The sequence below is a fragment of the Pontibacillus marinus BH030004 = DSM 16465 genome (assembly GCF_000425225.1).
GTDB classification, from domain to species: domain Bacteria; phylum Bacillota; class Bacilli; order Bacillales; family BH030062; genus Pontibacillus; species Pontibacillus marinus.
Map to the genome: position 1 here is coordinate 1 of NZ_AULJ01000008.1, position 13,190 is coordinate 13,190.

Below are 13,190 nucleotides of genomic sequence, written 5' to 3' on the forward strand. Positions count from 1 at the left end.
GTTCGAGACCAGTGAAAAAGTCCACCAATATAAAATAAAAACCCCCTACATGGTATAATGAGTACGACCAAATACCGAACCATGAGGGGGTTTTTCTTGTGCTTCGACAAGAGCCAAAGCAACTCAGTCTTCACTCTATATTATATAGTAAAATTCCAGAACATCATATCCTTAAATTGATTGATACCTATATCGATTTCAGTTTTATCAATGAGCTTCTCAAAGAGACCTACTGTACAAATTTTGGACGTCCTGCCAAAGAACCTGAATTGATGTGTAAGTTGTTGTTTATACAACATCTTTACGAGCTTTCGGATGAAGTAACGATACGGGAAGCTAACTTAAACTTAGCTTATATGTATTTTATCGGCGTCAATCCTGAAGATGAACTTCCGGATAAAAGCCTTCTATGCAAATTTCGTCGACATCGTCTAGGTAATTCCACACTAGATGAAATGATGATTGAAATCACCAAACAGTGTGTGGAATTAGGTATTATCAAGGGAACTGGCGTCAGTATTGATGCCACCCATGTCGAAGCGAATACGATTAAAAAGACCCCTGAACGAATGATGAAACATTTAGCACGAAACATTAAACAGCTCTTTGAAGAAGAAAAGGAAGAGGCGTTAACCAACATCCCTGAAACCCCTGATTATCAAGAGATTGAAGATCACAAAGAAGCTAAAGCCGTCATGAAAAACCATTTAGAATTAGTAATTCATGAAGCCGAAAATCAAGGTTCATCTACCGAACCACAAACATCTGAGGCAATTCAAGAGGCTAAGGACATTCTGGCTGATCCGAAGTTTATGGCTCAAAAAGGTATTCGTTCCCTTGTTGATTTGGATGCTCGTGTAGGAAGAAAAGGTAAGAACCAATCGTTTTATGGATACAAAACAGAATTTATGATGACAACAGACGAGCGAATCATTACCTCCGTGCGCACCTCCGATGGTGCCGCAATCGACGGTAGTGATACGAAGGATTTGTTGACGGAAACGAAGAAATCGGGGCTGTGTGTCGAAGAAGTGTTCGGAGATAAAGCCTATTTCAGAAAAGATATTTTAGATGACATCAAATCGCTTGGAGCGAAAGCATATATTCCTGTGAGTCCTCTCGTGTACCGAATGGATGAAGAACAATTCTCTTACAATAAGGATGCCGACGAATGGCACTGTAGCCAGGGAAATACGACAGTCAAGAAGAAGTATTACACCTCAAATAATAAAGATGGCAAACGAGAAGGGTATAAGTATTATTTTGAAATGAATCAGTGTAAAGCTTGTCCCCTCCATGACCAGTGTGCCAAGAGATCGGCTAGAAGAATACTAACGGTAGGGGTAAACACGCCTGAATTTTACCGCATTTCCCAATACCAGAAGACAGAGGCGTTTAAGGAAAAGTATAAAAAGCGAGCTTCCATAGAAGGAAAGAATGCGGAGCTCAAACGATTCCACGGTCTATCCCGAGCTAGGGGGTATGGCCTCTTAAGCATGGACAATCAGGCGAAATTAACCGCCATAGCGGTTAATTTCAAGAGGATAGCAGCCCTACTATCCTCCAAAACTCCTTCTTTTTTGATGCCAAATCCAAATTTAATGGTATATATAACAATTTGAACTTCTCACCCTACCATTTCATCCGAAAAAAGCCTACTTTTTCACTGATCTCGGACGGTTCTTGCGTTTGTGAATAATATCACTAACAGTGAGAACCGTTCCCGCATTTTTTAACGAGAACGTACTCTAAAGTACGTTTTCCCTCTAGCGTGATCGTATTTCCCGAATAACCATTCTGCTGGATGATCTATGATCACCTTATATAAGATTTGCCCATAAAATTTAGCTGCTACTTCATCATTCCGTCCACAGGCTTCCCAGATAGGCTCATAGACAGTCCCTCTCCAGTCACTTCCTGGAATCCAACTTGAGGTTATAACTTCCTCTTGATCTGCAATTCTATTTAGTTCTGTAACGATTGCTCTATGTTTATCTTGGGGGAGTTTCTTCATCAAACTTGTGTAATTCGTTTTATAAGCCACTTCAGTTATCATTTTACCTTCCGTGTTCTTTAACAAGTAAATCCCTCCAAATTAAATAAAGTGTCAGAACTACCTACGTAGATGGTTCATTAGTTCTTTTGCTGCTTCTGAACGAACGGTTTCGTCATCTGCGTTATTCATCAAGTCTTTAAGTCAATAGTGTTGTTATATAGATCTTCAATTGTTGGATAGATTGGACCATGGGGTTGCTTTGTCTCGAGAAATCTTTGGAACTCTCTTCGACTTTGTGCTTACTTTTTATGAAAATGATCACATGGGACCTAGTGATATTTCAGTGACAGTTAACAGTTTATGGGATGGGAGAGCTGGCGATACGTATTAAAACTTTGATTCAAACTTAGAGGATAGATTTTATAAAATGTATGAGATTTTATTTGGGAATGATGGAGAGCAATTAGCCAATATAGCTAAAGATGGTATTTGATAGAGTGAAAGATAAGATTTAGCCGCTTAGATTGGTACTAGGCGTTTTTTTATTTGATCAAACGTTTGATCAAGGAAACAAAAGGACAATGAATCTATTTTACGTTCCTCTTACAAAATTATGGTAGAATAAACCTGATAAAGGATAATTTAAATTTTTGAGGGGGTTCATAAGTGAAGAAATGCATAATGCTCATATTGATTGTTTTTGTAATAAGTTTTCCAATAAAAACGAATGTGTTTGCAGACAGTAATAGCCATTTTACAGCCCAGGAGTTAAATGAGGGTTTGGAGTATATTAATAGAATCCGCAAAAGCATGGGGCTAAATGAAATCGAATACGACCCACTTCTTAATCAAGCCGCACAAAACCATGCAGATTATATTGAGTTACATAATACGGAAGATAGTGGACTAGCAGTACATGATGAAACTGAAGGAAAAGAGGGTTTCACAGGGGTTGCAGCTCACAATCGTGCTAAAGCTGCGGGATATAGTAAAGGAGCTTCAGAAGTTATAAGCTTTCAAAAGGAAAATCTTATCGAAGCTGTTGATAGCTGGATGACCACAGCTTATCACAATAGTCCCTTTACATCTCCTTATACAGATGAAATTGGAGTTGGAATCAATGAGGATGGCACAGTGGTTTTAAATGCATCATCATCTCAAGACCCAGATGCTAACATAGCTGTTTATCCGTATGATGGTCAAGAAGGAGTTGGGATAGGTTTTTATGGCATGGAAATCCCGAATCCATTAGAACAGTTTAATGTAGAAAAATCTGGAACAATCATTACAATTTCGACAGCTGAATTTATAGATGAAATGGAAGCAACGATAACCAATAGTAGAGGAGAAAGTATTCCTTTTTTCAATGAAGCTAATATCTATTTATACCCTAAGCAGGAATTGGATTACGATGAAACTTATACAGTCTCGATCTCCTATACGTTAGATAGCTCAAGTAAACAACATCATAAGACTTGGAGTTTTTCTACTATGGAGGACCCTGAAAAAGTAAGGCAGCGGGAAGAACAATTTGAACAGATATTAAAATGTAAAAGGTATGAAAATCGTGTCGTCAAGAATGGAGAAGCAATAAAAGATGGACAGTTAGGCACATTACAAGTCCTTAAAGAAACCAAAATTTATCACTTAGATCCACAAACGAAGAAGATGCGTTTTGATAGAATGATCAAACCAGGAGAAGAACTCCGCATTTACTTCAAAGGACTAACTGCCCGAGCTGAACCGGTCTATGGAATTGGTGATAGAGAATATTTGAAGCAAAACAATAATGTTAAGTTCGAATGGATCAAGAAAAATGTACGACAAGTTGTATCAGATTGTGATCAAATTGAAGAACTTAAAAGGAATGTAGACATGAATGCTTACACCAACATATCTGATAGGACCATTGAAGATCCCTCTAAAGAATGGACTATCCAATTTAGTGATGAAATGGATGAAGATGACTTTTCTTATCAGAAGGTAACTGTATTAGATGGAAATGGAAACTCAATAGGGATAACACTTCAATATCAAGAAGGGACAAAAAAGGGTGCGGTGAAAGCTCCTATTGATGGTTATCAATCTGGACAGCAATACAGCCTGATCATCCATCCAGGCATCGAAACCAAGATGGGTGAGAATATTGAGCGGGGCGTAAAAATGAATTTTCGTTTGAGTAAGTAGTGGGACACTGGGTAGATCCACGGGGACAGGTCCGTCGTCGCTTCGAGGGAATAACATAGGGACGGTTCTTCTGTTTGTGAAAAAAGATACAAACGAAAGAACCGTCCCCGCGTTTGCTTCCCGCGTTTGCAATTTCGCTTTTTCATCCCATAAAAGGACGGAAAAAGATCAATTTAACTAAAAGAAAAATCACTTTTGACTATATTTCCTCCCCATAAAATCGAAAAAGACCCATTCGCCTTTCCAAAGATAAACGTGTAAACTAGTCACACAATCAAACGGAGGAGAGCTTGTTTCTCTTCGGAAGGAGCAACCGAATGTCGGCAAAAGTAACATGTATTGGATTGAAAGGACTTGATGGATACCGGGTCCAGGTGGAAGCGGAAGTGACGGAAGGTGTTGAGTCGATGGTAGTTGTAGGGCTGCCGGATGCTTCGGTGAAGGAGTCGAAGGAAAGGGTTTCAGCGGCGGTCAGGAATCTTGGTTTTTCGCTTGTTGATCAGAAGGTGGTCAATTTATCGCCTGGGGAACAAAAAAAGAACGGACCTCTGTTTGACCCTGCAATTGCTCTGGGCGTGCTTAAAAGTGGAGGTTTTTTGAAAGGAGAGATTCCAGAGAATACAGCTTATATCGGTGCGGTTTCTCTGGATGGGTCTGTGATCCCTGTTGAAGGAATGACTGCAGCAGTTCTTGCGGCGGGGAGGTTGGGTATCGAGCGTCTATTTCTGCCATTTGACCCTGATGTACCTGATATAAGCGTACGAGGACTTGAGCTTGTGTACATTTCGCATATCTAGGACGTCATCGATCATCTCTCTGGTCAGTCTAAGCTTCATTTTTTACCCGAGCGTCCCAATCATGAAGAAACGTTTGAATGTGAACAGGATTTTTTTTTAAGGCAGGGGAATTTATGCCAAGGCGAGCGAGAAAAAAGAGTAGAAGCGGCATTTACCATGTGATCGTACGAGGAGCGAACCGTCAGGAGATTTTTCATAAGGAGGAAGACCGACTACGTTTTCTGGAAACATTGAAACGATACAAGATCGAAAATGATATTGAGGTACTGGCCTGGTGTCTGATGGATAACCATGTGCACCTTTTGCTAAAGGAGAAAGACAAGACTATATCGGATCTGATGAAGCGGCTTGGAATCAGCTATGCTTCATATTACAACTGGATATACGGGACAAACGGTCATCTGTTTCAGGACCGATTCAAGAGCGAGAACGTTGAAACGAATGGCTATCTTGCGACGGTCGTACGTTATATCCATATGAACCCTGTAAAAGCGGGTCTTGTCCGTGGACCGGAGGAGTATGTGTGGAGCAGTTGTAGTAATTATTATGGAAAGCGTTCCTATCCAGTGGACCTTCTCACCTCGTCATTAGTCTTCGCTCTATTTTCCCCGGAGAAAGAAAAAGCTCAAATGCTGATTAAGGAGTTTCATGAGCGGCAGTGTGACGATAAGTGTTTGAGTGCATGGGGAGAGAAGCGAGTCCGGTTAAGAGACGAGGAGGCGAGAGGTGAAATTATGGAGGTGCTTGGCGATTTAGAGATTCCACAGGTGAAGTCGCTTCCGGGGAGGGAGCGGGATGAGGTACTGAAAAGGGTGAAGAAAATTGAAGGGCTGTCACAGCGTCAGGCAGCTAGGATTCTTGGTGTTTCGGTTTATTTGGTGAACAGGGCTTGATATGGGAACAGGGCTTGATATGGGGACGGTTCTTCTGTTTGTGAAATAATCCACAAACGTGAGGGCGTTCCTATATGTCACTTTTTTAATAGAGATGTTCTTAATCTCAAAACCTCTTTTCAGTCGTTCTTCAGGGGCTTGCACAAATATAGGGACGGTACTCGCGTATGTTTATAACTTCACAAACAGCGAGAACCGTTCCTATGGTATAAGGTATTGGGTTTATTGATAAATTTCTAAAGTAATATTTCTATCGCTTATATGATGAAAACTAGGGGCAGTATAATTTAAATGATTTTTAATACCCAAGAAAAAGCTATAATTATGGATGTTTCTTTCTTCCAAAAGAGTAGAATAGTTTGGTTTAAATAAGGTATCAGGTATGAGTAAGATTAGTTTCTTCATAGCTCGTGTCATAGAGACATTAAGCCTTTTTAAACTATAAAGAAAATCAGCTTCCCTTTCAGCCAATTCTTCATCGGTTATACCATAACTCACGATGACTACCTCAGCTTCTTGGCCCTGGGCTTTATCTACCGTTCCGATATTGGGAAGTGGTATATGATTAGCAATTAACTTTTCCTTAACCAGCTGAATTTGGTCTTTGTGAGGACAGACGATAAACAAACGATTCCCTTTCCAAATATCTTCATTGATGTTTGCTTGATTTTTGAATGGTTTGCCACTATAGTAACAAACTAGTTTCTTCACTGTTTCAAGAATAATCGTAGCTTCGACTTCGTTATCACGTCGAGCTAAGGCACCTTTTGTAATTCCGAGGGTTAATGGTGCCTGCGGATCTAAAAGTTTCGATGTATAGCTATTAGGATCTTTACGAATTTTAGACTGATCTAAAGTTTGTTCTGCTATTGAACGTTCAGGTGCTTTGTAGTCCTTGTCATCAGTGTTATAAATCTTCTTTGCGGAATAAGAAGAAATGTAATCATTCATTCTAAAATTGTCAGATAACTGACAAGGCTCAATATGATGTTTCTCTAATAATAAACTGAATAATGAATGGGTAGAGAATGGTTCTTTCTCTTGAAAGTCACCTTTAAAAACAGGTGGGAGTTGGTAATGATCCCCTACAAGGAGTAGCCTGGCACTATCGGAATTATGAAGTTTGGTTGTGGCCATTAGCCCTTCTGTTAGTTTTACTTGAGATGCTTCGTCAATAATAATGAGATCGTAATTAACTTCATAACCTTTTTCCTTTATTTTTTGTTGTTGAGAAAGTGTTGTACCCGTGATACTAATTGGATAATCCTCGAGAAAGTCTTGATAATCATCGTATATATTTCTTCTACTCTGATATTCCAAATTAACAAAGTTTGGAAAAGCGTTAGCTATCTCATCAGATTTACTTTCTTTTAACCCGTCAAGTTTACATACCCCTATTTGATCTAAGTCTAAGTCAGTAATAAACTTTTTCAAACCATCAATTATCTTTGCCAAACAATTCTCGATAGCTGTATGCGTTTGGGCGCTCACCAAAATATTTAACCCTTTATCTTGTTCTTGATAAAGTTTTATAAACAATACCAACGCTAGTGAAATAAAGGTTGTCTTGCCGGTACCAGGAGGACCCCAGAGAAGAGTAAGCTTGTTATTAACTAAATGTTTGAATGTGTTTAGTTGATCGTCTGTGAAATTTACTAATTCTTTCGCTTCCTCCCAATAGTCGTTATCTATAGAATTATTAATGGGCTGTTGATATTTATTTGGATCTTGCAATAAGAGATAACTTTCTTCAGGATTATTGTCAAATTCTCTAATGGCTTTCAAGGTTCTCTTTCTCATAGGATTAAAATAAATAGGTGCAAATATATAATTTTCATTGGATTTTAATTGATTTGGCAATTTACTTGCTTTGAAATATATACATCTCTCACTAAGATTGACCTCTTTTGGATTTAATGGGCTCATGGTATTATCTTTAATTTTATTAAGCTCAACCCAGCCCTTCTCGTCATCGTTCAAAATCATCCATCTATTAAATGGTGAATACATTTTTATACCTGTATCATTTAAGATGTTAAATTTCGCTATATTATTCTCTTCACCCTTATATTTAACATGCAAAACATTTCCCTTATGAATTTGTTCTTCAATAGGTAATTGTCGCTGTTTCACTAAATCCTGCAATTGTATATAGGATTCATAGTTTGTTATAAAAGCAAGTTTCTCACTCAGGTTATTAGAATATTCAGTCTCAATCGGAAAGGTTTTAAAACGTGCATCAAGTACAAGTCTGTCACCACAAAGCTTTTTTATTGAGTAGACTATTAGGGATAACGCATGCTGTTTAGCTTCTAAAATTGACTTAATTTTAGAAAGCTCTCGCTCCTTTTCTTTTTCCCCATCCCAGTAAGAATATAATGCATCAATTTTGACACGACCTGATAAAGGGGATAATAAACCGTTACGGTCTTCAATAGGAGCTCCTATAAGGGTGCGATAACCCACTATTCCCTGTAAATATTCATAAAATTGTTGCGATACTTCTTTTATAGTGTTTGCAAAAGGGATTGGCAATGCATATAACCTTTGAACTGCCTGTTGAACAATAGTATAGGGATATGGAACAAAGTCATTCAGTTGTTCCTCTGTATTGGGGCCTCCTATTTCTAATAGCTTGTGAGAGTAACAGAGATATAAAAGAGCTTTTGCTTTGTCTTTAATAGAATGTTCTATTGTGGCATCTTGAATGATCTGTAATAGTAAATCGATGTAAAGATCTTTCTCATAACTAGTATAAAAATATAAATGAAAGGTCTCTTTCCTATAGATTATATCTTGAATAATTTTATGAAATTCATCTACAAACTCTTTGTTCAGTTCATATGAAAGTTCCACACTTTCTGGGATTAGTGGACCGAAACTCTTCTTTAATTGAAATGATTCACTATAAACAACTAAGCTTTGACCAAAAAAGCTACCGCTAATAGGATCTTTTTCAATTGTTATGCACACACTGTTATCTTCTTTCTTGGGCATATCCACCAATTTTTGATTTGTAGGAATGATTTTGTTGGTGTTAAGTGATGTAATTTCATTCTCCAAGCCGTCACGCCTCTTGAAAAAACTATCGTTCTTTGCAAGTAATTCTGGATTTTCTGTTATTAAAAATTGTAAGGTACTAAGAGTAGAAGAAGCTTGCCCATTTGGAATGTAGCTTGAATCGAGCGAATTTAAAAAACGACTTGTATAAGGGCTGAGATCATGAAGTCGCGATATATGCTGGTCTGTTTCCGTGGTTTTTATACAGTGCTTTAAAAAAGAACAATTTTCACATTGTCTATAAATATGATAGTTAAGATCTTGAGCGTAAGTTTGATTGTCGGTGTTAATTATGTCACTCAATTCTTTATTGAAGAAGGCATGAACCACCTCTTTTACAGGGAGGAGGTCGAATGTTTCGTAAGTTTTGACGTTATTCTTTGTCCAAATCCCGCCTTTATTATTTCGAATTTTAAAGTGATGGCTAAGTGTTGGGGTGTGCTCAATAATCTTCTCTAAAATCATAGTATATAGAGTTACTTGAATCTTTTGGGATGGTTTTATTTCCTCTGAAGACTTTGCATCTATTACACGTAGATTATATTGATCGTCGTGTACATCATCTTTTGAAATTTCAATAAAATCTATTTCAATGGGTTTTATAGTGGGTAAATTTTCTTCTTTAAACTCTTTATAAAATTCTTCAGGTACAGTAGAAATAGAAGAGTAAATATAATAGTTGTGTTTATCAAGATTTAGACGTTTTTTTTGATGAAGAAATTTTTCGAGTTGATAGGTAATATCCCTATGTTTATCAATGGTACTATCTGATACTTTATGACCTTTTACAATTAGTTCAGAGCGGATCTGTTGTTCCCATTGATTGCCCGCTTCCTGTTGAATCCCATTAGCTTCGGTACGCTTAATATTCAGTTCCTCAAGTTCTTTATTGGTTTTACTATTGAGAAAAAGTTGTCGATCACAACCAGTAAAAAAATAGTTAGATAAACTAGAGACAGATACTTTTTTCTTTCTGCTGGGCTCGTGTGGTAATGACTCGCGTATATGTTCCTCATAGTCAAAGGACAGCTCATGTTTATGGGAAAGATCTTTTATTACACCCACTAAGTCTTCCGCACTATCTATAAAGAATCTAGGTTTACAACTAAAGTTCATAGCATAATCATTACAATCTACATCAATGTTTGTTGTATTTGTTGGAAAATAAGGTTCTAAACCCTTGTAATCAAAGTTATAAACCAATCCATTAGTATAAGCATAAAACTTTAAGTCGTATAAGAAATTAAATCTATGTGATGCTTTATCGCATCCTAAGTTAAAGATAAATCTGGGGTGATCAGTTTCATCAGGTATCAAAAGGTTAATATCATGATTAGGTTTTAAATTTGTAAAAACATACGGGTGATCTCTATGTTTGAGGTTAAAATAGTCTCTAAGTCCAAGAACATTGAGGATATGTTTTGTTTCACTGGTGCCTCCGAACATGTTACTAAGCCATATTTGATTTCCTGAATCATCTTTTAGTATAAAGTGGTATTCATTGTGGTTTTCATAGGAGTATTGATGCCTATTTCGGTTGAATTCTTTTAAATCTGTAAAATAGTGATTCTCATGATAATGATGTGAGTTTTTAATGCTCGCAATGTGATAGGGTGTATCATCGCTATGAATTTCGAAATGAGTAATGTTTCCAATAAAGGGTAGTATGGATTTTACATAGTCTAATCCTTCCATAGAAGGGGAAGGTTCATATGAAAATATAGCCAATATCCGTCATCCTCTCAATCAAAAAAGCCAAATTTTTTCTGAAGAAAATCAAAAGCAGAATCTACAAGTGAAATTATGGTTCTTGCAAGGTTAAGGGCTAAGATTAAGATAACTCCAAACAAGTGAACTGATAATAATACTGTTAGTAAAGTGGCGGGACTATTATTCATATTGGAAACCAAATCAATTAATGAGTAAGTGGAGGAAAATTCATTGATCTGACTTAGACTAATGCTTTCATTAAAGAAGATTGGCGAACAGAAATGAATAATACTATAAAAAAGAAAAAAAGAAAGTACATTTAAACTTACCCCGCTATGAAGTATTAAGATTCTTTTCCACACAGACACATTGTGTGCTTTCAACTTTTGTGGGTTTACTTTAAAGAACCGACTTAGATTCACAATTCCTAGTTCATCTAGAAATATGCAGTAAAACAATATCAGTAATAACAAAAACCATCCAATAGCATCCATAAAAAGTCCTCCTTTAATTTGTTCGAAATAAATATATGTGCTAATGGACAAGTATATGTCAATAGCATGTGATGAAGTTACGGGGGCTTGAAACATGGAAACAAAACATGGGGACGGTTCTTTTGTTTGTGAAAAAGATACAAACGCGAGAACCGTCCCGGTGTTACTACCGGTGTTACTATTACTGCTAAACTTCATAATTTTTGGCAACACGACTATTTTCATGGTAACATTGTACTAATTAAAGATGGTTAATTTGAGAAAAGCAAACTTATTGAAAGATAAGGACGCAAAGCTATAGGGCCTAATGCATCATTCTGTTATGGTAGCCTGGTTGCCGAGGAAGGAAGCACGTATCGACCTTATCGGTATGTGTTTTTTTATTAAAGGAGAGAAGAAACATGTGGAAGAAAATTATACTTATTATGATATGTTTAGTTGTATTAGTACCTATGTCAGCATCTGCGGAAATATTATATATGAATTACCCTCTTCCAGAGAAAGATAGCGCTAAGAAGTCTGGCGCTTGGCTGCAAGGTTTCATAACACAAAAAGATCGAATGGTGTACTTTTATAATAGAAAAATAAAAGAATTGAAAAAAGGCAAATCTCGTACTCTCTATGAGCTCAATAATTTAAAAGATGAACTTAAGCCATATGACCTTCATCTTAATAACTCTATTAATAGTTTTATTTTAGGAGACATGGATATAAAAGACGGTGATTTATATGTTTCAGGCTTGATCTTTCGTGATGCCCAATCAGACCGAAAAAAGTTAAGAGGACAATATGTAGTAGGGGAAACATATTCAATCCTTTTTAAAGTGAATGAAGAAGAAGATGAACTCCTTCATATTGGGTTAGCAAAGACTCATCTCGGCAATGACAATAGTTATGTTGTTCATGATAATGCTACTGGAATGCCAATGGGAGAACCATCAGAATATGAAGATAGATATTTTGATCCTATTTTACACTTTAAGAATATATCACTTCCTAGGTTTACATTTCATGACGATAAAATTGTTTTTGTGCAACGTCGAGAAATAGAAAGTCCATATAGAAAAGTAAATGATATTCTTTTAATACAGGAAAAGAGAACAAAACGATTAGCACGTGTTCTTTTAGATAATAGAGATAATTATAAAAATCCTGTAATGCTGGCTTATATTAAAGATGACAAACTAATAATTAATGATGACGAGGGTTATTATACCCAAGATTTGAAAAATAACCATAAGGTGTTAGATAAACTATCATATATAGTTAAATATACATCAATCCAATCTAATTACCCTTTTACTGATATAGATTATGATAACGGTAAAGTTCTTCTAATAGATAAAATGGGATTCATGAAATTAAAAGGCAAGGATAAAGTGCAATATATAGTACATTCCTCAGCCTTAGACTACAAGATTAAGGTAACTTATTTTGATTGGAATGCTGAAAAAGGTGTACTTTACACTAATGACTTTTTAAGAAGACACACATTTTGGTCATTTAGACCAACAAAAATTATCCCGTAAAAGTATTTGAAGTATGAAACGAGGGAAAACTTGATATATGCTCTAGCAATTCTTTTCCCGCCAGCTGCTATAATGCTGTTAGGAAAACCCAAAAAAGCTTTGTTGAATCTATTGCTATGGTTATTTTTCATTTTTCCAGCTATAATACATGCACTTTATAGTAGTAGATGATAATCAGGAAGATGAGTCATTAGAAATCGTACTGAACATTAAATATTAAACAAAAATAAAAGGGTCTACCCAAATTAGGGGGAGGCCCTTTGTACTATCTACTAGAAAACCATTGGTGATAAATTTGAACTGTCAATAAACCTCAAAAGTGCTTTGGACACTGGGATGAAACCTATCTTAAATTTGGGGAAGAGGGCTTTTACAAGGAACGTAGTGGACGTCCCTCTTCAAAAGAACTTACTACGGAGGAGCAGCTAGAGAAAAGTATTATAGTTTTGACTCAGGCCTTTTTCAACAAAAATTTGCTAAAATATATTTCATTATTGTTTCTCATTACCTAATAGATCAAGAGA

The 13,190-nt window shown here is 36.5% G+C and carries 9 protein-coding genes and 1 riboswitch; of the genes, 6 read left to right on the forward strand and 3 right to left on the reverse strand.

Annotated elements, in window-relative coordinates; genetic code table 11:
* Window positions 1-98 precede the first annotated feature (98 nt).
* Complete coding sequence (locus H514_RS22195; RefSeq protein ID WP_051254966.1) at window positions 99-1,622, forward strand: IS1182 family transposase; 1,524 nt, start codon at window positions 99-101, stop codon at window positions 1,620-1,622.
* A gap of 110 nt (window positions 1,623-1,732) precedes the next feature.
* Here the strand turns inward: H514_RS22195 and H514_RS0101290 are convergent, their stop codons facing one another.
* Window positions 1,733-2,080, reverse strand: coding sequence for a hypothetical protein (locus H514_RS0101290; RefSeq protein ID WP_027445320.1), 348 nt, complete (start codon window positions 2,078-2,080; stop codon window positions 1,733-1,735).
* 582 nt (window positions 2,081-2,662) lie between these two features.
* On the opposite strand from H514_RS0101290, the gene H514_RS0101295 reads away from it, so the two are divergent.
* The 3 genes from H514_RS0101295 (at window position 2,663) to H514_RS0101305 (ending at window position 5,873) form a co-directional block, all read left to right on the forward strand.
* Window positions 2,663-4,183: a CAP domain-containing protein gene (locus H514_RS0101295; RefSeq protein WP_027445321.1), complete on the forward strand. Its 1,521-nt coding sequence runs from the start codon at window positions 2,663-2,665 to the stop codon at window positions 4,181-4,183.
* A gap of 317 nt (window positions 4,184-4,500) precedes the next feature.
* On the forward strand, window positions 4,501-4,980 hold the full coding sequence (locus tag H514_RS0101300) for a magnesium chelatase domain-containing protein (protein ID WP_027445322.1): 480 nt from the start codon (window positions 4,501-4,503) through the stop codon (window positions 4,978-4,980).
* A 113-nt stretch (window positions 4,981-5,093) separates the two neighbouring features.
* Window positions 5,094-5,873, forward strand: a complete 780-nt coding sequence (locus H514_RS0101305; protein WP_027445323.1) for an REP-associated tyrosine transposase — start codon at window positions 5,094-5,096, stop codon at window positions 5,871-5,873.
* Window positions 5,874-6,095: 222 nt separating this feature from the next.
* Here H514_RS0101305 and H514_RS0101310 read toward each other — a convergent pair whose 3' ends face one another.
* Window positions 6,096-10,661 carry an AAA domain-containing protein gene (locus H514_RS0101310; RefSeq protein ID WP_027445324.1) on the reverse strand — a complete coding sequence of 1,522 codons (4,566 nt, stop codon included), beginning with the start codon at window positions 10,659-10,661 and terminating at the stop codon, window positions 6,096-6,098.
* Between the two features lie 14 nt (window positions 10,662-10,675).
* Complete coding sequence (locus H514_RS0101315; RefSeq protein ID WP_027445325.1) at window positions 10,676-11,137, reverse strand: hypothetical protein; 462 nt, start codon at window positions 11,135-11,137, stop codon at window positions 10,676-10,678.
* Window positions 11,138-11,391: 254 nt separating this feature from the next.
* Window positions 11,392-11,479: riboswitch (cyclic di-GMP riboswitch) on the forward strand.
* Window positions 11,480-11,538: 59 nt separating this feature from the next.
* Here H514_RS0101315 and H514_RS0101320 point away from each other — a divergent pair.
* Both H514_RS0101320 and H514_RS25125 read left to right on the forward strand, forming a co-directional pair.
* Window positions 11,539-12,666: a hypothetical protein gene (locus tag H514_RS0101320; RefSeq protein ID WP_027445326.1), complete on the forward strand. Its 1,128-nt coding sequence runs from the start codon at window positions 11,539-11,541 to the stop codon at window positions 12,664-12,666.
* A gap of 30 nt (window positions 12,667-12,696) precedes the next feature.
* A complete protein-coding gene (locus H514_RS25125; RefSeq protein WP_081672888.1) occupies window positions 12,697-12,837 on the forward strand; it encodes a YqaE/Pmp3 family membrane protein in 141 nt (46 codons plus the stop codon).
* The last annotated feature ends 353 nt before the right edge of the window (window positions 12,838-13,190 follow it).